Below are 20,702 nucleotides of genomic sequence, written 5' to 3' on the forward strand. Positions count from 1 at the left end.
CCCGGACACAACCAACCCTCAGAGCCGACCCACCATCGGTGAACCGCGTCGGCTGGTGCCTGTCAGCCATTGGAGGGCTGCCCAGGCAGAGACCGATGTGGAGGCACAGGGCGACCATGAACACCGCGGACAGCAGCAGTGCGGCCGACGTGCGCATCGAGATCGACGACGTCCAGAGCGGGGCCCTGCGTCCACGGCCCGTGCCCTACGAGGGAAAGTTCATCTTCCTGCACGTCGATGACCGCCAGGCAGGGCGCGCCCTGCTGCGGCGGCTGCTCCCGGTCACCTCGAGTGGTCTGCCCAGCGCGGACCGGAGCCAGGATGCCTGGGTCGCTGTGGCGTTCACCTACCAGGGGCTGAGAGCTCTGGGTGTGCCCCAGGAGTCGCTGGACAGCTTTCCGCAGGCGTTTCGTGAGGGCATGGCCGCTCGGGCGGAGCTGATCGGCGACGTGGGCGAGAGTGCGCCGGCCCACTGGGAGGCACCGTTCGGAACGGGCGATGTCCACATCGCGTTGAGTGCCCTCTCGTCCGATGCGGCGCAGCTGGACAAGGAGCTGGAGCGGGCCCGTGTCGCCTACGAGGACACACCCGGTGTCCGGGTGATCTGGCAGCAGGACGTCCACCAGCTCCCGACCGGCCGCACCACCTTCGGTTTCCGTGACGGCATCAGCCATCCGAACATCGAGGGTGTCGGACTGCCCGGCTCCAACCCGCAGGAAGCGCCTCTCAAGGCAGGCGAGTTCATCCTCGGCTACCCCGACGAAACCGGGAACCCGCCGCCCATGCCCAGCCCGGACGTGCTGGGACGCAACGGGACCTACGCGGCCGTTCGCAAGATCCACACCAACGTGGCGGCCTGGCGCCGGTACCTGCGCGCGAACAGCTCCAGCGCCGAGGAGGAGGCCCTGTTGGCGGCGAAGATGGTCGGGCGCTGGCCCAGCGGGGCGCCGCTGACGCTGACGCCGGAGCACGATGATCCGGAGCTGGCGGCCGATCCACACCGCGTCAACAACTTCCTGTACCGGGAGAACGACGACCGAGGGTACCGGTGCCCCGCCGGTGCGCACATCCGGCGCACCAACCCCCGCGATTCCACCATCATCGGCGACGCACGGATGCACCGCCTCATCCGCCGCGGCACTACCTACGGGCCGCCGCTGCCCGAGGGTGTGCTGGAGGACGACGGCGCCGACCGGGGTCTGGTCGGAGTCTTCCTCGGGGCCCATCTGGAACGGCAGTTCGAGTTCATCAAGGCCGAGTGGGTCAACGACGGCAACTTCATCGGCTACCCCGGCGAGAAGGACCCGGTGGCCGGGCATCACGGCGGAACCGGCAGCGTCACCATCCCCGAGAAGCCGGTCCGGCGCCGTCTGCAGAACCTGCCCAGCTTCGTGGTCACCCGCGGCGGTGAGTACTGCTTCGTGCCGGGCCTGCGTGCCCTGCGCTGGCTCGCGGAACTGGAGGGCTGACGGCGATTCCCACACCCTGAGGTCCGGTCACGCTCTCCGAGGAGAGGTCGAGGTCATGGCAGCACAGTTCGTCCGCTACACGCCGGATGTCGAAGATGACGATCCGCACTTCGACCAGAACGTGCAGACGGTGATCGAAAAGACCGAGAGCTATATCGCCGAGTCGGTCGAGGCCGGTGGCACCGGCCGGGCCCTCCGAGACGCTCACGCCAAGGGCTACGGGCTGGTCCGGGGGGACGTGGAGATCTTGGACGGGCTGCCCCCCGAGTACGCCCAAGGCATCTACGCGACCCCGGGAACCCACGACGCCCTCATCCGCTTCTCCAACGGCTCGCCCCACGCCGGAGCCGACGCGCGACTGGGCGCCGCCACCGGACTGGCGCTGAAGATGTTCGGCATCCCCGGCCCCACCCTGCTGGAAGACGAACCGGACACAGGCACCTTCGACTACGCCAACATCAACGGACCGGTCTTCTTCTGCAACACAGTCGAGCACTACCTGTTCATCCAGGAACTGTTCCTGAACGCCCCGTCCTACTTCTCTAAGGGCCGGCCCGGCGCACATCGTTTCTACGCCGAATTCGTGACCGGAAAGGGAACGCTGGACCAGGACAACTGGGCGTGGGACGAGTTCCTGGCCTTCCTGCGCCTGGCAAAGACCCCTCCGGCAAACCTGCTGCTGTCGAGCTACTGGACCATGGGCGCGGTCCGACATGGGGACTACATCGCCAAGGTGCGCATCACCCCCGACCTGTCCTCCGCCGCCGCGGTGGTCCGACGCACCATCGACCCGACCTCGGGAGTGGAGGTCTTTCGACCGGCCCTGCAGGCCGAGCTGCAGGAGCGGCCCTACGCCTTCGACATCCAGGTCCAGCTCTGCACCGACCTGGAGCGCATGCCGGTGGAGGACACCACCGTGGAGTGGCCCGAGCAACTCTCCCCGTCCGTCACCGTGGCCAAGCTACGGCTACCGCAGCAGGACATCTCCGAGCCGGAGAATCTCGAGAAGATGGACGCACTGTCCTTCACGCCCTGGCGGGTCACCGCCGAGCACGCGCCCCTGGGAAACATCATGCGGGCCCGCAAGGAGGTCTACCGGCGATCCTCCATCGCGCGCCACAAGCTCAATCAGCAGCCGCGCACAGAGCCGCGCAGCGCCGACGAGGTACTCGGTCCGGCCCAATGAAGCCGACCGGTGCGGCCACAATCCCGGCTTTCTGTATCGAGTCAGAGAGAACATCACGTTCCGGCCTGGGCGTTCGGCGAGCCACGCCTTCTCTTCAGCGATGATCCGCAGGCCTTCCACCCGGGCCTCAGGCATCTGCACCTCGGGTCAGTTCGGTGATGTGGGAGCTCGGTCAGAGTGGGCGCCAAGCTCTGCCTCGCCGACGGCGCGTTCCCATGGAAGGTCAAAAGGCCCCTCGGAGAGTGACTCCGAGGGGCCTTTCTGATGCTCCGATGCAGGTCAGAGCAGTAGTGCGCTGTGCCCCCGGCAGGATTCGAACCTGCGACACCCGCTTTAGGAGAGGGTCTATAGCTTGCCCTGTCTGTGATGGCCTTTCCCTGGATTCGCCGTTCCTGCTGGTCAGCGGGGTGCGGTCTTGCGTCCCCGTCCGATCGTTCCCTGTCTTTACATGGCCTTCCGTTCCCATGACGTTCCCATGAGGGGCCTTCACAAGCCCCTGGGAACGCGGGCGGGGGAGTCGGCTGAGCTCAGCTGCGGTCGTCGAAGCGGTGAGCACCGCAGACCCTTTGGGGACGACAAAGGCCCCGCCCCGTCAAGGGATAGGGGCCTCTGGCTGTCTGCGCACGCCCTGTCGGGCCGCTGCGCACAGGTTAGCGGCTCGGCTGATCTGCGAAGCCAGTTCGCAGAGGATGTTCGGGCAAATCTCTGGCGCGTCGACGTAGCCGCTCTGCTTGCAGAACCAGCGGGTCACGGGCCGCTCAACTCGCCCTGTCTCACAGCCATCCGTTGCGCTTGAAGCCGCGGTGGAGGAGGAGTCAGGCGACGGCGATGACGCCGAGGACGAGGGGGTAGCCGAAGCGCCAGCGGAGTTCGGGCATGTGGTCGAAGTTCATGCCGTAGACGCCGCACACCATGGTGGGTACGGCGATGATCGCGGCCCAGGCGGTGATCTTGCGGGCGTCGTCGTTCTGGGCGACGGCGACCTGTGCGAGGTGGGCCTGGAGGATGGAGTCGATCAGGGCGTCGAAGCCTGTGATCTGGTCCGTTACGCGGGCCTGGTGGTCGGCGACGTCGCGGAAGTAGGCCCGTATGCCGGCGTCGACGGCGCGAAGTGGCGTGGTGGAGAGCGTCTCCAGCGGGCGGGCGAGGGGGACCACGGCTCGCTTCAGTTCGAGGAGTTCGCGCTTGAGCTGGTAGATGCGGCCGGCGTCCGCGGTCTGACCCCCTTTCGGGGAGAAGACCTCGGTCTCGACCTCGTCGATGTCTTCCTGGACGGCGTCGGTGACGGTGACGTAGTCGTCGACGACGTGGTCGGCGATGGCGTGCAGTACGGCCGAGGGGCCTTTGGCCAGTTGCTCGGGATCGGCTTCCAGTTCCTCGCGCAGGGGGCCGAGCGAGCCGTGGCGGCCGTGGCGGACGGTGACGACGAAGTCGGGGCCGGTGAAGACCATGATCGGGCCGGTGAAGACCATGATCTCGCCGGTGTCGACGACCTCGCTGGTGGCGGTCAGCTGCTCGTGCTCGACGTAGGTGACGGTCTTGAAGACCGCGAACAGGACGTCGCCGTACTGCTCCAGCTTGGGCCGCTGGTGGGCCTGTACGGCGTCCTCGACGGCGAGCGGGTGCAGGTCGAACAGCTCGGCGACGCGGGCGAACTCGGTCTCGGTGGGCTCGTGCAGGCCCAGCCACACGAAGTCGTGGCCGTGCTTGCGTACCTGCCGGACGGCTTCCTCGACCGTTTCCGTGGCGGGCTGGCGGACGCCGTCGCGGTAGAGGACGCAGTTGACGACGGAGGAGCCGAGCGGGGAGCGGGCAGGGTGGCTGAGGTCCACGCGGCGGCGGCTGCGCCGGGTCAGGCTGGTGACCTTGCGCAGGTTGCCGACCATCGACATGCGGGATTCTCCTTCACCGGTCCGGGTCCGGACAGTGTGCCAGGGGACGGTAAAGCGGGGGTGAGGCGCGGTGGCGCTGTTCACCGGCAGCGTCGGTCGTGAAGCGTGCCGTCGGCCGGTCCAGGCCGTCAGTGCTCGCCGGAGAAGATCTCCTTGACCTCGCGCAGCGCGTAGTAGACCAGGACGTATCCGGCGGCAGGGTCGGCCCACCACAGGCCGGCCAGGGAATTCAGCAGGAGCCCGAGCAGCACGGCGGCGGCCAGCAGGCCGTCGATCAGGGTGACCCGACCCTCGGTCTTCAGCACCGGGTTGTCCAGGGCGGCGCCGGTGCGTGCCTTGCCGGCGGCGAGCGCGAACATCACCGCGGCCGTCACTGCGGTCCAGCCGATGCCCAGCGGTGAGTGGTGGGGCCGGAAGCCGGTTGCCAGCACCCAGGTGGACTGCACCAGCAGGTACGCCGCCAGGAGCCCGAAGCCGACACCGATCAGCTTCAGCGCACGGCGCTGGCGGTCCTCGCCGGTGCCGGACAGCTCCCAGATCACCACGGTGGAGGCGCCGATCTCGATCAGGGAGTCCAGACCGAACCCGGCCAGCGCCACGGACCGCGCCGACAAGGCGGCGACGGCGAGCACGACGATGCCGATCACGTTCCAGCTGAGGGTGGTGTACTCCAGGGCGAAGCCGCGGCGGACAAGCGTCCGGCGGGCGGCGTCGTCGATGCTGGTCATTGCGAAATCCTCGCAGACCTGCCTCCGCAACCGCGCCCGCGCGGCGGTGGAGGGGGAGCCGGAGATAGAGACGACCGACTCGGTCTCCGTTCCGTAGCGTGCAGGTCAAGGGCCGGTCATGGGGTTGGGAAGGTCGGCCGGGGCGCGTTCTTCGCCTACCCGATCGCGATGATCCTCGGCCACCCCGACTGGGGCGCCGTCGGCCACCACCTGGTGGTCCCGCACATGGAGCCGAGCAAGGACTTCATCCTGCTGGCGGTCGCGTTGATCGGTACGACGGTCAGCCCGTACATGCAGTTCTACGCCGCAGCGGGCGTCGTCGACCGCGGCGCCAAGCCCGCCGACTACCCGCTGATCCGCGCCGACGCCATCCTCGGTGCGGTCTTCGCCTGTGTCATCAGCCTGACGATCATCATCGCCACCGCCACCGCCACCGCCACCGCCACCGCCACCGCCACCGCCTCCGCCATCGGCGGCACCGGCCCGCTGGGCTCTGCCGCCCAGGCCGCCGAAGCCCTCAAACCGGTCGTCGGCCAGAACGCCGAACTGCTCTTCGCCCTCGGTCTGATCGGCGTCTCAGCCCTGGCAGGGGCCGTCGTCCCGCTCTCCGCCAGCTACGCCATAGGAGAGGCAGCGGGCGTGGAACGCTCCGTCTCCCGCAGCTTCCGCGACGCCCCGCTGTTCCTGGGCCTGTTCACCGCCCAGATCGTGCTCGGAGCCACGGTGGCCATGACCCCGGTCGACGTCATCCAGCTGCTGATCGGCACCCAGGTCCTGCAGGGCCTGATCAGCCCGATCGTCCTGGTCTACCTGCTGGTCCTGACCAACCGCCGCTCCGTCCTCGGCCAGGCTGCCAACGGCCCGCGATACCGCATCGCCGCCACCGCCGTGGTCGTCGGCGTCGCCGCCATGTCCACCATCCTGCTCGTCCAGACGGTCCTCGGCTGGTTCGGTCTCGCCTGATCCCGGGATTTCACCCCGGCGTGCGGCGCCTCCATGCCCGGCTTGCCGCCGCCGGAGACTAGCGTCCCGCTGTAGACCTGAGCCGGCTCTTCTGCGCGGAGCCGAAGGAGGACGATCTGCATGGCTGGTCACGCGGTGACCGAACTGTCGGCCGGTCAGCTCCCCGAGCTGACCACAGGGCGTCTGTTGTCCACGTGGCAGTTGGACGTCCCCGCGCTGCTACTGGTCGTCGCCCTGGGCGCGCTCTACGGCTGGGGCGTTGTGCGGGTCCGCCGCCTGGGCGCGCCCTGGCCGCCCGCCCGTGTCGTCGCCTTCGCGCTGCTCGGCCTGGGCGGACTGGTCGTGGCCACGATGTCCGCCCTGGCCGTCTACGACCACGTGCTGTTCTGGCCGGCAGCCGTGCAGAACATCCTCCTCGACCTCGTCACACCCCTGGGCCTCGCCTTGGGCGACCCGCTGCGGCTGGCGGTGGAGACGCTGGCGGAGGGCGCCGCCGGGCGGGTTCGCCGGGCCATGGCCGGCCGCCTGGTGCGGCTGCTGACGTTCCCCTTGGTCAGTACGGCCCTGGTGCTGGCCACCGAGCTGACGGTGTACTTCACGCCGTACTTCGAAACCGCCCTGCGCGTCGGCTGGCTGCACGAGCTCATGTATCTGCACCTGCTGGCGGCCGGCTGCCTGTTCGTCGTACCAGTGCTGACCGACGAAGAGGCGCTGCCGGCCTGGTGCACGCACCCGGTGCGCGCAGGACTGGTGTTCCTGGACGGCATCGTCGACGCGGTCCCCGGCGTCGTCGTCATGACGCACGGCACGCTGATCGCGGGTGCCTGGTACCTGCACCACGCGCCGACCTGGTCCCCGGACGTCCAGCACGACCAGCAGCTCGGTGGCGGCGCGATGCTCAGCATCGCCGAACTCGTCGCGCTGCCCTTCCTGCTGGCGATCCTGTTCCAGTGGGCGCGCGCCGAGCGGGCTCAGACCGCGGCGCTGGACCGCCGCCTGGACGCCGAACTCGCCGTCGTCGTTCCCGCGCCCACGGCGGACCATCCCCCGGTACCGGCCCTTGAACGGGTACGTCCCTGGTGGGAGACGGAACAGAACGACGTGGCCGCCAGGATCCGACGTCAGCAAGGGGACGCCTGATCTGCACCCAGGCTCGTCTGGCCGTAGAGACGGGGACCTTCCTTGAGATCGTTAAGGAATGTCCGAAGTGCGACTGATGCGCAGTTCAATGTTCCCAGGACGTTCCCATTCCGCACCCACAGGCCTTCCAGGGTGGTTCCCTGGAAGGCCTTTACTGCGCTGACCTGCAATTTTGTGGTGCCCCCGGCAGGATTCGAACCTGCGACACCCGCTTTAGGAGAGCGGTGCTCTATCCCCTGAGCTACGAAGGCAAGGCTGGGATGGGTCGGGAACGTGTCTGACCTTGGTGCCTGGATGGCGGGCCTTGGTAGGCAGGATTCCGGCCGTGTTGCGGTGGCAGGGCTGGGGTGCAGCTATGCCACCGACCACAGTGTAGCGGCTGGTGGTGCGGCGGCCGCAGCGTTGGGCGGGTTGGGCGTCGGGTGGGGTCAGGGCGGGGGGTTTGTCCGGTGAGGTGGCGCGGGGTCGGTTGTGTGGTGCGGTCGGCGTGACGTTTCCGTGAGTGGGGTGGGCCACCTGGCGGCCGGGCCCGGTCAAGGCGGGGGAGACGCGTGAGTACGTTCGGTTATGAAGTGGGGTTGTGGGACCTGGCGCGGTACCGGGAGCGGTCCCCGGGGGTCAGCTTCACGGCATTGGATCGGGAGTGGACTCTGCTTCCCGACGTGTGGCCGGGGAACGCGATCGCCACTCGGCTGTTCACTTCCTGGCTGCTGTACGAGGAGGCCGACTCCTTCCTCGAAGTGGGTTGTGGCGCGGGGGTCACCGCCGTCACCGTCGCGTTGAACGCGTGCTCTCGGGTCTGTGCCCTGGACATCAGTCCGGCAGCGGTGGAGAACCGACCGTGTCACCGTCCTGCGGAGTGATCTCTTCTCCGGGATCTCCGGGATCTCGGGGGTGCCGAGACCTTTGACCTCGTTTATTGGAATTCTCCCTTTGTCGAAGCTCCGGCCGACCATCCTTACGAGACTCCGCTCGACTGCGCCGTTCTCGATGCCGGTTACGACGCGCACCGTAGGTAGTTCGACGGCGTACGCCGGCACATGGCCGATGGCGCCCGGGTGTTCCTCGGGTTCAGTGAGGCCCTGGGGAACAGTTCGCGGTTGATGGAGCTGGCCGCGGCGGCGGGATCCGTGGGGGCCGTGTATGGGCGGGAGGTGTTACGGCTTGCCATCGATGCGCCCGGTACCGGGATCTTGGGTGGGGAGTTGAACATCGACTATGTCCTCTACGAGTTCCGGTCCGATGTGTCCGAGGAGGGCGAGGCGTGAGCGGCAGTCTGTACGCGCTCCTCGCCGATACCGTCGGGCGGCAACCCGGTGCCCCCGCCGCCGAGTTCTCCGAACGCACGCTGACCTACCCTCAGCTGAGGGATCTCTCCGACGTGGTCGCCGAGATGATCCGGGACGCGCAACCTTCGGTTGCTCGGGTCGGGTTGTTCGCCGCCCGGGGCACTGTGCCGGCCTTCGCCGGGTATCTGGCCGCTCTTCGGCGCGATCCCCCGCGGGCGTCTGCTTTCGTACGAGGCGGGCGACGCGGGTGCCGGTGGTGGCGACCGGCTCGCCTACGTTCTTTTCACCTCCGGTACCACCGGTCGGCCCAAGGGCATACCGATCGCCCAGCGGCAGGTCGTGCCGTTCATCGAGCACAGCATCGTGCGGTTCGGGGTCGGTCCGAGCTGTCGTATGTCGCACACCTTCGATCTCACCTTCGATCCCTCGGTCTACGACCTGTTCGTCACCTGGGGCGCCGGCCGTCCGGTGGGCAGCTGCCCGAGCTGGGCGCTCACGGAGATGGCGGAGGGGACGGAGAACCGGGCGACCGAGCTGCGCCACAGCCACTTCGGCGGCGAACAGCTCACCTACGGTCAGGCGCGGATGTGGCACGACACCGCACCGCACGCTCGCATCGACGACGGCTACGGGCCCAGCGAAGTCGCCATCGCTGCGCCGCGTTCCAGTTGCCCCGGGATCCGGCGCGGTGACCCCGCACCTCCAACGGCACGGTGCCCATCGGGCGCGTTCGCCCACCTGGACTCGCTGGTCGTCGAGGAGACGGGCGAGCTGTGCGTGCGCGGGCCCCAGCGGTTCGACGGCTATCTCGATCCGCGGGACGGCACCGGCCGCTTCCTGGACCACACAGGTACCGGGCGGCCCGGCCCCGAGCGCTACTTCCGTACCGGAGACCGGGTGAGCGTCGAGGACGGGCAGCTGGTCCACCTGGGGCGGCTGGACGACGCTGCCGCTCCACCTCGTACCGCGCCGCTTCCTCCACCTGGATTCGCTCCCCCTCAATGCCGACGGGAAGACCGACAGGAGTGCCCTGCGGACCCTGGTCACGGAGGGCGCTGAAGGCTCCTAGCTCGTCACGCCGGCGGCACCGCAGTGAAGCGCGACGCCGTCCCGAGGTCGGACTGGATGTGCGCGGCCGTGTCCGCCAGCTCCGGCAGTACCGTCGTCACGCAGTCCTCAAGGGAGCGGCGGGCCGCATGCGTGGCCACGTTCACCGCCGCGACCGCCCTGCCCGTGCGGTCGCGGACCGGTACCGCGATCGCGCGGAGGCCGGACTCCAGCTCCTCGTCCACCAGGGCGTAGCCCCGCGCGCGGGCCTCCGCGAGCGGGTCGGGGAGCGGGCCCGGGGCGTCCGCCAGGAGCACGCGGCCGAGGGAAGTCGCGTCGGCGGGCAGGCGCGTGCCCACCGTGATGTCGACCGTGAGGACCCGGGCCGTCGTGGCCCTGGCCGTGTACTGGATCTCCTGGCCGGTTCCCGAGTCCGTCAGGACCGCCAGGGACACCGGCTCGTTCAGGCGGTCCGCCAGGGCGCGCAGGTGCGGGGCCGCCAGCCGGGGGAGTGTCGTACGGGCCATGGGTGCGAAGCCCAGGGAGAGGACCCGGGGGGTGAGGGTGAACGTGCGGTCGGGCGCCGCGGTCACCAGGCCCAGGTACTCGTAGGTGATCAGCGCGCGGCGGGCCGTCGCCCGCGCCAGCCCCGTCGCCTTCGCCACCTCCGTCAGGGTGAGCGCCGAACGGCCCTCGCCGAAGGCGGTCAGGACGGTGAGGCCGCGGGCCAGGGACTCGATGAAGTCCCGGCCCAGTTCGTGCTTGGACGCCGTCGTCCAGGTCGCCAGGCCGGACGGGGGAGGACCGGGCCGCGGGGGCGGCGCGTCGCGCAGGTCCGCCTCCATCTCGGCCACCGCCGCGCGCAGCCGGGGGAGCAGGGTGTCGCGCAGGTCCGCCGCGGTGTGCCGGCTGGTGTGGCTGACCACGCTCGCCGCGCAGGCGATCCCGCCCGTGTGCGGGTCCCGTACGGGGACGGCCAGCGCCACCAGGCCCGGCTCGATCAGCTGGTCGTCCAGCGCCCAGCCGTCGGCGGCCGCCCGCGCCGCCTGCCGTACGAACACCTCGCCCGCCGAGTCCGCCGAGTCCGCCGAGTTCGCGGGGTCCGCAGAGTTGGCCGAGTCTGCCGAGTCCGCGTGGTCCGTCCCGTCCACCGCGTCCGCCGCGCGCGTCTGCGGATGCTCGCGCGGCGGTACGGCCGTGAAGGTGCGGTCCTGTGGGTCCGCCGCCCGGCGTGTGTGCCAGCGGGCCCAGTCCGCCTCGGTCCACTCGGCCGCGAACAGCGGGCCGGGTGCGGTGCGTTCGGCGGGGAGCAGGTCGCCGATGCGGAAGCTCAAGGACATCGCGCGGCGGCGGGTCGCCTGGTGGATGAAGCGGATGCCGTCGCGGTCGGCGACCGCGAGGGACACGGACTCGTCGAGTTCGTCGGCCAGCGCGTCCGCGCGCGCGTCCAGCAGCGCCGGCAGACGCAGGGCGGCCAGGTAGGCGTTGCCCAGCTCCATCACCCGGGGGGCGAGGACCGCGTCCCGGCCGTCGAGGCGGACGTATCCCATGCGGGCGAGGGTGGCCGTGATGCGGTCGACGGTGGAACGCGCGAGGCCGGTGGCCCGCTCCAGGGCGCTCGGGCTCAGGGTGCCGCCCGCCTCGGTGAGCTGCCGCAGCACGGCGATCCCGCGGATCAGCGGCGTGACCGCCTCGGACGGCGGCACCTCGGCTCCCGGCGGGGCCTGTGCGTCCAGTGCGGTGTTCGCGGGCATCGGAATCTCCGGTACGGCGTCTGCGGCATGCCTACGGTAATCCCAGCCCCGGCCGCCTACCTGAGGTAATCCCGGCGGCCGCCCCTACCGCCGAGTCACCCGCACCTTGTAGTCCCCGCCCAGTTCCGCCGCCGTCACCTCGATCGTGATCCCCGTGTGCGGGTCCTGGAAGCTCTCGCCGGGCGTGAAGGGGGCGTCGGAGAGTTCGGCGTGGACGTTGGGGCTGCGGGTGCAGCCACCGGAGTGGCGGTGGGCGTCGTACACGGTGATGGGGCCCTGGCCGGTGTCCACGTCCGCGTCGACGCGGTACACCAGGACGCCGGGCTGGCAGACGGTCTCGTCGTTGCCGCCGGGAGCGCGCAGTTCGACGGCGTACCCGGTGCGGTCGCTGATCGGCACGAAGACGAGCTTGGGGCCGCCGGTCCGGTACAGCGGCGTCAGCGTGTACTCCTTGCTGCCCCGGGCCGAGGCGCAGCTCACCTGGTTGGCGTCCAGCCAGCCCAGCTTCCACTTGTGCCAGCCGAGCAGGTCGTTGTTGGCGCCCCAGTCCTCGCTCATGATGTCCCAGTGGCCGACCGCGCCCCCGCCGTCCTGGGTGTACAGGTCGGGCAGGCCGAAGACGTGGCCGTTCTCGTGGGGGAGGACGCGGTAGCCGGTCCGGTCGAAGGTGCCGGAGCCGTCGTCCTGACGGGAGTAGACGAAGGAGGCGTTCGCGACGGGGACGCCGTCGGCGACCGGCGCCTCGGCGTTGCCGGCGAAGGTCACGGACAGGACGGTGTCCAGGGCGGACGGGCCGGCGTTCGGGGTGACCAGCACGTTCACGAGGTCGTACGCGTGGAAGTCCACCTCGGGGTCGGCGGAGGCCACGATGTCCTGGACGAGCTGGCGGTAGCCGGGGTCGAAGGGGGCGCCGCGCTGTATGTCGTACTCCTTGAACGGCTTCGGCATCCGCAGCCAGTGCGGGATCGGTGCCTCGGGGCGGTAGTCGAGTCGGCCGTAGGAGGCGGTGTGGAACCAGTCCTGGGTCTGTGGGAAGAACTCCCGGTAGCGGTCGAGCGCGTCGCCCTCGCCGGGCGCGTCGGAGAAGTCGACCATCAGGGTCAGGGCGCGGACGGTGCCGGTGGAGCGGGAGTAGCCGCCCGGGGTGGGGACGCCCTCCGTCATCTGGACGTCGGGGGTGCCGCTGATCATGCAGGGGCCGAAGACGGAGCGGCGGGCGAGGGCGATCGGGCCCGCTCCGGTGGCGCTGGGGCCCGCCGTGAGGTGCCCGGGTCCGGCCGAGGTGCTGACCGCGAGGGTCAGAAGGGTCACGGACGCGAGGGCGGCCACACGGCGCGGGCGTATCCGACGGGCGAGCGGCTGCGGCGGCATGCAGAGGCCTTTCGCTCCACGGCAGCCACCGGTCTCCGGCTGCACCCTTGCGATCACCCTGTGTCGAGGGGAGCGCGAGCGCGCGCTGGAAGAGACCGATCGTGGGTTTCCCACGGGTAGGAAGGCGCAGGGTGCCGCCTGCGGGAAGTGGACGTCCCGCCGCGGGACGTGGACGCCCCGGTGCCGGTGCTCCTCCCGCGGGACGCGGAAGCCCCGGTGCCGGTGCTCCTCCCGCGAGACTCGAACGCCCCGACGTCGGTGTCCTGCCCGCGGGACGCGGCCCCCCGACGCCAGCGTCCTGCCGGTCGGACACGGACGCCCGACACCGATACCGCGCCCGCGGGACGCGGCCCCCCTGACGTCGGCGTCCTGCCGGTCGGACGCGGACGCCCCGACGTCGATGCTCCGCCCGCGGGACGCGGACGCCCCGACGTCGATGCTCCGCCCGCGGGACGCGGACGCCCCGACGTCGATGCTCCGCCCGCGGGACGCGGACGGCCCCGACGTCGATGCTCCGCCCGCGGGACGCGGACGGCCCCGACGTCGATGCTCCGCCCGCGGGACGCGGACGGCCCCGACGCCGATGCCCCGGCCGCCGTAAGCGGACGCCCCGACACCGGTTCCCCGCCTACCGGAAGCGGACTTCACACCCGCGAGCGGACACCCACAGGCATGTGACTCAGGTCACAAGAAATCTTCTCGGGTGCGGGAAATAACCGGGGACCGTTTCCCCGTTTAGACCTGTGTTCGAGCGAAACGGGGACTCCTTCCCCGGATCGAGACCGCAGTCGACCTAGGAGTGCGCCGTGCAGACCGCCACCCCCGTAACGCGCAAGGCACCCCGGCCTCGTGCCGATGCCCTGCGCAACCGGGAGCGGATCGTCACCGCTGCCCGGGAGATGTTCGTGGAGCACGGCCCCGACGTGCCGCTCGACGAGATCGCTCGCCGGGCCGGCGTGGGCAATGCCACGGTGTACCGCAACTTCCCGGACCGCGACGCCCTCGTCCGTGAGGTCGTCTGCTCGGTCCTGGACCGTACGGTGCGCGCGGCGCAGCAGGCCCTCGCGGAGGGCGGTGACGCCTTCGACGCACTGGAGCGCTTCGTGCACGCCGCCGCCGACGAGCGGATCAGCGCCCTGTGCCCGATGGTCACCAGCACCTTCGACCAGTATCACCCCGACCTCGAAGCCGCCCGGGAGCGTGTCGAGCGGATCGTCGGGGACCTCATGGAGCGGGCCAAGCTGGCCGGACTGCTCCGCGCCGACGTCGGTGTCGGCGATCTGATGGTCGCCGTCGCGCAGCTCAGCCGGCCCCCGGCCGGTACGGGCTGTCTCAGCGCCGACCCCTTCGTGCACCGGCATCTGCAACTGTTCCTGGACGGGCTGCGGGCGCCGGGTCGCTCGGTGCTGCCCGGCACGGCCGTGACCATGGAGGACCTGCGCCAAGCCTGATCCCGCCGAGCTCGATCCCGCCCAGACCAAGCCCGATCCCGCCCAGCTCGATCCGACCAGCCGATCCCGCACCCGATCCCTCACCGGATCGATGAGTTCCGGGCCGTACCGCGGTCCTCACTCGCGACCAAGACTCACGACCAAGCTTCCGGCCGTCCTCAAGGGCGGGCGGTCCCGATCTCTCATCCCTCTCGTCTCGTTCCGCGTCTCTTTCACCGTCACCTCTTTTTCCGTCCCGAAGTCCTGAAGTGGGTATCTCCATGTCTGAAACAGCCGCCAAGGCTCGCGGCGCCGCCGCGCCAACCGGCGACGCCAACCGCTGGAAAGCGCTCATCTTCATCGCGCTCGCCCAGCTGATGGTCGTCCTCGACGCGACCATCGTGAACATCGCCCTGCCCTCCGCCCAGCAGGACCTGGGCATATCCGACGGCAACCGGCAGTGGGTCGTCACGGCCTACGCCCTCGCCTTCGGCGGTCTGCTCCTGTTCGGCGGCCGTATCGCCGACCTGTGGGGCCGCAAGCGGGCCTTCGTCATCGGCCTGACCGGCTTCGCCGCGGCCTCCGCGCTCGGCGGTGCCGCGACCACCGGCGCGATGATGTTCGGCGCCCGTGCGCTGCAGGGCGTCTTCGGCGCCCTGCTCGCCCCCGCCGCGCTCTCCCTGCTCGCCGTGATGTTCACGGACGCCAAGGAGCGCGCCAAGGCGTTCGGCATCTACGGCGCGATCGCCGGTGGTGGCGGCGCCGTGGGCTTCATCCTCGGCGGCGTGCTGACCGAGTACCTGGACTGGCGCTGGACGTTCTTCGTGAACATCCCGTTCGCCGTGGTCGCCGCGCTCGGCGCGTACTTCGTCATCCGTGAGCCGGAGGGCGGCCGCAACCGTTCCCCGCTCGACATCCCGGGCGTCGTCCTGTCCACCCTGGGTCTGGTCTCGCTCGTGTACGGCTTCACCCGCGCCGAGTCCGACGGCTGGGGCGACACCGTGACCGTCTCGCTGTTCGTCGCGTCGGCCGTCCTGCTGTTCACCTTCGTCCTCGTCGAGGCCAAGGTGAAGGCCCCGCTGCTGCCCCTGCGCGTGGTCACCGACCGCAACCGCGGCGGCATCTACCTCTCCCTCGGCATCGCCATCATCGCGATGTTCGGCACGTTCCTCTTCCTGACCTACTACCTGCAGGTCATCAAGGGCTACTCGCCGATCAAGACGGGCTTCGCCTTCCTGCCGATGATCGCGGGCATGATGGTCGGCTCGACCCAGATCGGCACCCGTCTGATGACCCGGGTCCCGGCCCGGATGCTGATGGGCCCGGGCTTCCTGGTCGCCTCCGTCGGCATGCTGCTGATGACCCAGCTGGAGATCGGCTCCTCGTACGCCGCGACGATCCTGCCGGCGATGCTGCTGCTCGGTCTCGGCATGGGTACGGCGTTCATGCCGGCCATGTCCCTGGCCACCCTGGGCGTCGAGCCCCGGGACGCCGGTGTCGCCTCCGCGATGGTCAACACCTCGCAGCAGGTGGGCGGCGCGATCGGTACGGCTCTGCTGAACACGATCGCCGCCTCCGCGACGACCGCGTACATCAAGGACCACATCGCCGGCGCGACCTCCAAGTCGCAGGCGCAGCTGGTTCAGATGGAGGGCGCCGTGCACGGCTACACCAACGCGATCTGGTTCGCCGTCGGCATGCTGGTGCTGGCCGCCGTGATCGTCGTGACCTTCGTCAACGCCGGCACCCCGGGCAGTGGCGCGGTGGCCTCCGGCGAGGGCGTCGAGGACGAGGTGCCGGTGCCGGTGGTCGCCCACTGAGGCACCCGGGACACCCGGGACACCCCGGACACCCCTTCGGGACCATCCGTGCGCACGGGGAGGGGACGCCCCGTACGTGCGACTCCCAGGACCTGCCCCGGCTCCGCGAGTGAGCGGCTCAGCGGAGCCAGGGCAGGTCCGCACCCGCTTCGTTGGGCTGAAGACCCTCGGCGACGATCTCCATGATCTCGCCGAGGGTCTTCTGCTGTTCGGGGGTCAGCCGCTCGAACAGCGCCTGGCGTACGGCGGCGACATGGCCCGGCGCGTTGCGCCGCAGCACCTCGGCACCCTGGTCGGTCAGCACCGCGAACTGGCCGCGCTTGTCGGAGGAGCAGTCCTCGCGGTGCACCCAGCCGTTCTTCTCCAGGCGGGCGATCGCGTGCGAGAGACGGGAGCGGGTGATCTTGGCCATCATCGCCAGCTCGGTCATCCGCAGCCGGCGGCGCGGCGCCTCGGCGAGCTGGACGAGAAGGCCGTAGTAGATGTGCGGCATGCCCGCGTCGCGCTGCAGCTGACGATCGAGGTGGTCCTCCAGCAGGGTGGTGGCCTGCAGGTACGAGCGCCAGACGCGCTGTTCCTCGGCGGTGAGCCAGCGCTGCTGTGCGGCGGAGTCGGGTGCCGTGTTCATGCGTCCCACTCTACGAGGAATCTCCTTGAAACTTGAACAAGTGTGGCGTACTCTGTCCTGAGAGCTTGAGAGTTAAAGCAATAGCTGAGAAAGCAACCGGTGAGGAGCCGCCGTCATGTCCGCCGTCGCCCAGGAGCGCATGCCCGCCCTCTACCTCGGCCACGGCGCGCCGCCGCTGGCCGACGACCCGGTCTGGCCCGGCCAGCTCGCCGCGTGGTCCGCCGGCCTGCCCCGTCCCAAGGCGATCCTCATGGTCTCCGCCCACTGGGAGGAGGCCCCCCTCGCCCTCGGCGCCACCAGGACCGTCCCCCTCGTGTACGACTTCTGGGGCTTCCCGGAGCACTACTACCAGGTGACGTACGAGGCGCCCGGCGCCCCCGAACTCGCCGAGTCCGTGCGCAAGCTGCTGCGCGCCCCGGGCATGCCCGTGCAGGACATCCCGGACCGCGGCCTCGACCACGGCGCCTACGTCCCCCTCGTGGAGATGTTCCCCGCGGCCGACATTCCGGTCCTGCAGGTCTCCATGCCGACCCTCGACCCGGTGCGGCTGATGGACATCGGCCGCCGGCTCGCCCCGCTGCGCGACGAGGGCGTGCTGATCGTCGGCTCCGGCTTCTTCACCCACAACCTGGCCGCCCTGCGGTACACCGGCGGCGTCCCCAACTGGTCCTCCGAGTTCGACGACTGGGGCCGGCGCGCCCTGGAGGCCCGCGACTGGGACGCCCTGCTCGACTTCCTCGACAAGGCCCCCGCCGGCCGCTACGCCCACCCGCGCACCGAGCACTTCGCCCCGCTCTTCGTCACCATGGGCGCGGCGGAGGCGGGCGGCGAGCTGGACGCGCAGAAGTCGGTGATCGACGGGTTCTGGATGGGAATGGCGAAGCGGTCCGTGCAGTTCGGCTGACTGGGAGATTCCGGCGATCCCGGAAATCCCGGAGATCCTCTCGGCCGGCCCGGAGATCCTCCCGGCCGGTCTAGAGGTCCTTCTCGTACCAGGCCACGTCCCAGTACCGGCCGAACTTGCGGCCCACCTCCCGGTACGTGCCGACGTGCCGGAACCCGAGACGTTCGTGCAGGCGCGTGGACGCTTCGTTGGGCTGGGCGATGCCCGCGTAGGCGCGGTGCAGGTCCTCGTCCGCCAGGGCCTCGAAGAGGGACTTGTACAGGAGCGTGCCCACGCCGCGCCGCCCGGCGTCCGGTGCGACGTAGACCGTGACCTCCACGGAGGTGGAGTACGCGGGCTTGGGGCGGTAAGGGCTGGATGTGGCGTAACCCAGAATCCGCTGTGAGTCCACGTCCACGGCAACCATCAGGCGGTACGGGCCGTCTTCCGGGTGGGAGAGCAGCCAGGGGCGGCGCTCCTCGGGCGTGAAGATCGCGGTGTCGAAGGTGATGGGCGTCTCGCGCACGTAGTGGTTGTAGAGGTCCGTGAGGGCTTCGAGGTCACTCTCGACTCCTGGCCTGACCTGCACCTCTCCAAGCTCGGACGTCATCTCGCCTCCCTGTGGCCGGACAGGGTACTGCATGATCAGAAAAATTGAAGGACGGGTTGGGAATTCTGTCCGGATTCCAGTCGTTGTTTCCTTCGAACGCAGGGCACTCATGGAGAGTCCCGGTAGTTCCCCTAGTGCTGAGCGTTCGTTGGACCACCCGCTGACCCTCCCCCAAGTTCTCGGCTTCGCTCGAACAGGGGGGACCCCCATTCGCAAGGGAGCACGCATGGCAACCCGTGCCGTCGCCCGTCGTAAGTCCGCCTCCGGCGAGACGGCCGACGCGGCAAGCAGTGTTCGCGCCCATGGCGGCGAGATCGCCGACCGCGACCTGGTCGGCATGTACCTCGACGAAATCGCGCGAACACCGCTGCTCGACGCCGCCAAGGAAGTCGAGCTGTCCCAGACCATAGAGGCGGGTGTGTTCGCGCGGCAGGTCCTCGACGGATACGAGGAGTCCACCACGGACGCCTCCCGTGAGGAACTGGAAGCCCTCGTCGCCGAGGGCGAGCGCGCCAAGGACGTGTTCATCAAGTCGAACCTCCGTCTGGTCGTGGCAGTGGCCCGGCGCTACCCGCGCAGCGGTCTGCCCCTGCTCGACCTGGTCCAGGAGGGCAACGCGGGCCTCGTCCGCGCGGTCGAGAAGTTCGACTACCGCAAGGGCTTCAAGTTCTCGACGTACGCCACCTGGTGGATCCGTCAGGCGATCACGCGCTCGATCGCGGACCAGTCCCGCACGATCCGTCTGCCCGTCCACCTCGTGGAGGAGCTCGGCCGGATCCGGCGCGTACAGCGCGAGTTCAACCGCGAGCACGGGCGCGAGCCGGAGCCCGCGGAGATCGCCGCCGAGCTCGGCTCCACCCCGGAGCGCGTCACCGACGTGCTCGACTGGGCCCGTGACCCGGTCTCGCTGAACATGTCGGTGGACGACGAGGGCGAGACCCAGTTCGGCGACCTGCTGGAGGACACCTCGGCCGTCTCCCCGGAGCAGTCGGTGCTCACGCTGCTGCGCAGCGAGGAGCTCGACGGCCTGATCGGCCGCCTCGACCAGCGCACGGCCTCCATCATCAAGATGCGGTACGGCATCGAGGACGGCCGGGAGCGCACGCTCACCGAGGTCGGCAAGGAGCACGGCCTGACGCGCGAACGCATCCGCCAGATCGAGAAGCACGCGCTGCTCGAACTGAAGAAGCTGGCCCGCTCGACCGGCTTCGACGCGGCGGCGTAAGCGGCATGGAGCAAGGCATGGCATAACCGGTAGACACGGCGGCGCGGCACGAGAGCCGCATGCGTGGCAGCGTGTGCGGCTCTTTCACGCCGGGTGGCGTACAACCGCCCCTCCCGCGTACGCCGGGTGGCGGAAGACAGCGCAAACATGGCTCTGTACCGCCGCTTCAACTCTCTGGGCCCCGGGAACAACCCTTCAGGGCCCAGGAGTTCGGGGTTCGGACCGCACTCCTTTGGACCCCGCCACACCCTGAGCCACGTCCCGACGCACTCCCCCCCGGCGCCGGGACCTTCCCAGAGCCGGGCTTCGGCGCCCTCCCCCCCGGGTGCCGGAGCTCGGCTCCTTTGCGTGTGTCCACGGAGTCCGCCGCGGGCGCTTGCAGGAGCCGCCTGTGCGGGCAGGCCCGCACAGGGACAACGTGGAAGGGCGGGCCACCCCGTACCTGAACCCCGGGGTGGCCCACCGGATGGCAGATTCTGCCACATGGGCATAGCCTGCCGCCGTGAGCACCCCCAGCCCCACCGGCGGAACCCCGGAACAGCCGTTTTCCTCGGCCCCTCCGGTCTCCCCGGGCTCTTTGGTCTCCCCGGCCTCGCTGACCGAGCGCCGCAAGGCCGAGACCCGGATGGAGATCGCCCGGGCGGCCGCCGCACTGTTCGTGAGCCGAGGCCTGCGGGCCACCCGCGCCGAGGACATCGCGCAGGCCGCCGGGGTCGCGCCGCGCACCTTCTACCGCTACTTCGCCACCAAGGAAGAGGCGGTGGCCCCCCTGTACGCGGCGGGTGCGCAGTGCTGGGTGGAGGCGGTCCGCGAGGCACCCGCGGAACTCTCGCAGCCCGAAGCCCTGGAACACGCGGCTCACCGGACCCTCACCCCCGGCCTCGGCGTCTCCGCCGCCTCCTGGGAATGGGTCCGCACCCTCGTCCGCCTGGCCCACACCAGCCCCGCGCTGGGCAAGGTGTGGGCGGAGGTCTGCCAGACCTCGGAACACACACTGACCCAGGTGCTGACGGCTCGGCTGGTTCCGACGGGCCCCTCCGACAACGTTGCCGATCACTCGACCGACCTGCACTTCACGGCCGCTGTCGCGTGTGCGGCGGTACGGGTGGCGGTCGAATCCTGGTCCATGACCGCGGCCCCGGCATCGGGTCCGGAGGGCCCGGCGACCCTGGCCCTGAGAAATCTCGCGGCGCTACGGGACTTTCCGTGGGGGGACGCCGGGGTGCGGCCCGCCTAGGCGGGTGGTGGGGGGAGCCGTGGCCGGGAC

17 protein-coding genes and 1 tRNA gene are annotated in these 20,702 nt (G+C 70.1%); 11 read left to right on the forward strand and 7 right to left on the reverse strand.

Features of this window, described 5'->3' with window-relative positions; genetic code table 11:
- Positions 1-116: 116 nt before the first annotated feature.
- Both ACWGKT_RS03980 and ACWGKT_RS03985 read left to right on the forward strand, forming a co-directional pair.
- Positions 117-1,469, forward strand: coding sequence for a Dyp-type peroxidase (locus tag ACWGKT_RS03980; protein WP_453272365.1), 1,353 nt, complete (start codon positions 117-119; stop codon positions 1,467-1,469).
- A 55-nt stretch (positions 1,470-1,524) separates the two neighbouring features.
- The gene (locus ACWGKT_RS03985; RefSeq protein WP_453272366.1) at positions 1,525-2,655 is read left to right on the forward strand and encodes a catalase family protein; all 1,131 of its coding nucleotides are present in this window, start codon (positions 1,525-1,527) and stop codon (positions 2,653-2,655) included.
- A gap of 815 nt (positions 2,656-3,470) precedes the next feature.
- Here ACWGKT_RS03985 and ACWGKT_RS03990 read toward each other — a convergent pair.
- Together ACWGKT_RS03990 and ACWGKT_RS03995 are read right to left on the reverse strand one after the other, a co-directional pair.
- Complete coding sequence (locus ACWGKT_RS03990; protein ID WP_453272367.1) at positions 3,471-4,547, reverse strand: magnesium and cobalt transport protein CorA; 1,077 nt, start codon at positions 4,545-4,547, stop codon at positions 3,471-3,473.
- Positions 4,548-4,675: 128 nt separating this feature from the next.
- Positions 4,676-5,275 (reverse strand): cation transporter, encoded by a 600-nt coding sequence (locus ACWGKT_RS03995; RefSeq protein WP_453272368.1) that lies wholly within the window; start codon positions 5,273-5,275, stop codon positions 4,676-4,678.
- 162 nt (positions 5,276-5,437) lie between these two features.
- Here ACWGKT_RS03995 and ACWGKT_RS04000 point away from each other — a divergent pair, with 162 nt between their 5' ends.
- Positions 5,438-6,238 (forward strand): NRAMP family divalent metal transporter, encoded by an 801-nt coding sequence (locus ACWGKT_RS04000; protein ID WP_453272488.1) that lies wholly within the window; start codon positions 5,438-5,440, stop codon positions 6,236-6,238.
- Positions 6,239-6,358: 120 nt separating this feature from the next.
- Positions 6,359-7,378: a cytochrome c oxidase assembly protein gene (locus ACWGKT_RS04005; protein WP_453272369.1), complete on the forward strand. Its 1,020-nt coding sequence runs from the start codon at positions 6,359-6,361 to the stop codon at positions 7,376-7,378.
- A gap of 175 nt (positions 7,379-7,553) precedes the next feature.
- On the opposite strand, the gene ACWGKT_RS04010 is transcribed toward ACWGKT_RS04005, so the two are convergent.
- Positions 7,554-7,629: transfer RNA gene (locus tag ACWGKT_RS04010), tRNA-Arg, on the reverse strand.
- Positions 7,630-8,418: 789 nt separating this feature from the next.
- Here ACWGKT_RS04010 and ACWGKT_RS04015 point away from each other — a divergent pair.
- Both ACWGKT_RS04015 and ACWGKT_RS04020 read left to right on the forward strand, forming a co-directional pair.
- Positions 8,419-8,646 carry a hypothetical protein gene (locus tag ACWGKT_RS04015; protein WP_453272370.1) on the forward strand — a complete coding sequence of 76 codons (228 nt, stop codon included), beginning with the start codon at positions 8,419-8,421 and terminating at the stop codon, positions 8,644-8,646.
- A gap of 150 nt (positions 8,647-8,796) precedes the next feature.
- The gene (locus ACWGKT_RS04020) at positions 8,797-9,726 is read left to right on the forward strand and encodes an AMP-binding protein (RefSeq protein ID WP_453272371.1); all 930 of its coding nucleotides are present in this window, start codon (positions 8,797-8,799) and stop codon (positions 9,724-9,726) included.
- 14 nt (positions 9,727-9,740) lie between these two features.
- On the opposite strand, the gene ACWGKT_RS04025 is transcribed toward ACWGKT_RS04020, so the two are convergent.
- Positions 9,741-11,468 carry an IclR family transcriptional regulator domain-containing protein gene (locus ACWGKT_RS04025; protein ID WP_453272372.1) on the reverse strand — a complete coding sequence of 576 codons (1,728 nt, stop codon included), beginning with the start codon at positions 11,466-11,468 and terminating at the stop codon, positions 9,741-9,743.
- A gap of 84 nt (positions 11,469-11,552) precedes the next feature.
- Complete coding sequence (locus ACWGKT_RS04030; protein ID WP_453272373.1) at positions 11,553-12,839, reverse strand: M6 family metalloprotease domain-containing protein; 1,287 nt, start codon at positions 12,837-12,839, stop codon at positions 11,553-11,555.
- Positions 12,840-13,645: 806 nt separating this feature from the next.
- Here ACWGKT_RS04030 and ACWGKT_RS04035 point away from each other — a divergent pair.
- Complete coding sequence (locus ACWGKT_RS04035) at positions 13,646-14,290, forward strand: TetR/AcrR family transcriptional regulator (RefSeq protein WP_356145875.1); 645 nt, start codon at positions 13,646-13,648, stop codon at positions 14,288-14,290.
- 260 nt (positions 14,291-14,550) lie between these two features.
- On the forward strand, positions 14,551-16,089 hold the full coding sequence (locus ACWGKT_RS04040) for an MFS transporter (RefSeq protein WP_356145877.1): 1,539 nt from the start codon (positions 14,551-14,553) through the stop codon (positions 16,087-16,089).
- A gap of 118 nt (positions 16,090-16,207) precedes the next feature.
- Here ACWGKT_RS04040 and ACWGKT_RS04045 read toward each other — a convergent pair whose 3' ends face one another.
- Entirely contained in the window at positions 16,208-16,717 is a 510-nt protein-coding gene (locus tag ACWGKT_RS04045) for a MarR family winged helix-turn-helix transcriptional regulator (RefSeq protein WP_356145880.1), read from the reverse strand.
- A 115-nt stretch (positions 16,718-16,832) separates the two neighbouring features.
- On the opposite strand from ACWGKT_RS04045, the gene ACWGKT_RS04050 reads away from it, so the two are divergent.
- Positions 16,833-17,621: a dioxygenase family protein gene (locus ACWGKT_RS04050; protein WP_453272374.1), complete on the forward strand. Its 789-nt coding sequence runs from the start codon at positions 16,833-16,835 to the stop codon at positions 17,619-17,621.
- A 70-nt stretch (positions 17,622-17,691) separates the two neighbouring features.
- On the opposite strand, the gene ACWGKT_RS04055 is transcribed toward ACWGKT_RS04050, so the two are convergent.
- The gene (locus ACWGKT_RS04055) at positions 17,692-18,210 is read right to left on the reverse strand and encodes an N-acetyltransferase family protein (protein WP_453272375.1); all 519 of its coding nucleotides are present in this window, start codon (positions 18,208-18,210) and stop codon (positions 17,692-17,694) included.
- A 226-nt stretch (positions 18,211-18,436) separates the two neighbouring features.
- On the opposite strand from ACWGKT_RS04055, the gene ACWGKT_RS04060 reads away from it, so the two are divergent.
- Both ACWGKT_RS04060 and ACWGKT_RS04065 read left to right on the forward strand, forming a co-directional pair.
- A complete protein-coding gene (locus tag ACWGKT_RS04060) occupies positions 18,437-19,435 on the forward strand; it encodes a sigma-70 family RNA polymerase sigma factor (RefSeq protein WP_356145887.1) in 999 nt (332 codons plus the stop codon).
- A gap of 625 nt (positions 19,436-20,060) precedes the next feature.
- On the forward strand, positions 20,061-20,672 hold the full coding sequence (locus ACWGKT_RS04065) for a TetR/AcrR family transcriptional regulator (RefSeq protein WP_356146077.1): 612 nt from the start codon (positions 20,061-20,063) through the stop codon (positions 20,670-20,672).
- Positions 20,673-20,702 lie beyond the last annotated feature (30 nt).

This window comes from Streptomyces sp. NPDC054794 (assembly GCF_053611585.1).

Coding starts and splice junctions, on each gene's coding strand:
- ACWGKT_RS03980 (WP_453272365.1), top strand. CDS start 117: ATGAACACCGCGGACAGCAGCAGTGCGGCCGACGTGCGCATCGAGATC.
- ACWGKT_RS03985 (WP_453272366.1), top strand. CDS start 1,525: ATGGCAGCACAGTTCGTCCGCTACACGCCGGATGTCGAAGATGACGAT.
- ACWGKT_RS03990 (WP_453272367.1), bottom strand. CDS start 4,547: ATGTCGATGGTCGGCAACCTGCGCAAGGTCACCAGCCTGACCCGGCGC.
- ACWGKT_RS03995 (WP_453272368.1), bottom strand. CDS start 5,275: ATGACCAGCATCGACGACGCCGCCCGCCGGACGCTTGTCCGCCGCGGC.
- ACWGKT_RS04005 (WP_453272369.1), top strand. CDS start 6,359: ATGGCTGGTCACGCGGTGACCGAACTGTCGGCCGGTCAGCTCCCCGAG.
- ACWGKT_RS04015 (WP_453272370.1), top strand. CDS start 8,419: ATGGCCGATGGCGCCCGGGTGTTCCTCGGGTTCAGTGAGGCCCTGGGG.
- ACWGKT_RS04025 (WP_453272372.1), bottom strand. CDS start 11,468: ATGCCCGCGAACACCGCACTGGACGCACAGGCCCCGCCGGGAGCCGAG.
- ACWGKT_RS04030 (WP_453272373.1), bottom strand. CDS start 12,839: ATGCCGCCGCAGCCGCTCGCCCGTCGGATACGCCCGCGCCGTGTGGCC.
- ACWGKT_RS04040 (WP_356145877.1), top strand. CDS start 14,551: ATGTCTGAAACAGCCGCCAAGGCTCGCGGCGCCGCCGCGCCAACCGGC.
- ACWGKT_RS04045 (WP_356145880.1), bottom strand. CDS start 16,717: ATGAACACGGCACCCGACTCCGCCGCACAGCAGCGCTGGCTCACCGCC.
- ACWGKT_RS04050 (WP_453272374.1), top strand. CDS start 16,833: ATGTCCGCCGTCGCCCAGGAGCGCATGCCCGCCCTCTACCTCGGCCAC.
- ACWGKT_RS04055 (WP_453272375.1), bottom strand. CDS start 18,210: ATGACGTCCGAGCTTGGAGAGGTGCAGGTCAGGCCAGGAGTCGAGAGT.
- ACWGKT_RS04060 (WP_356145887.1), top strand. CDS start 18,437: ATGGCAACCCGTGCCGTCGCCCGTCGTAAGTCCGCCTCCGGCGAGACG.
- ACWGKT_RS04065 (WP_356146077.1), top strand. CDS start 20,061: ATGGAGATCGCCCGGGCGGCCGCCGCACTGTTCGTGAGCCGAGGCCTG.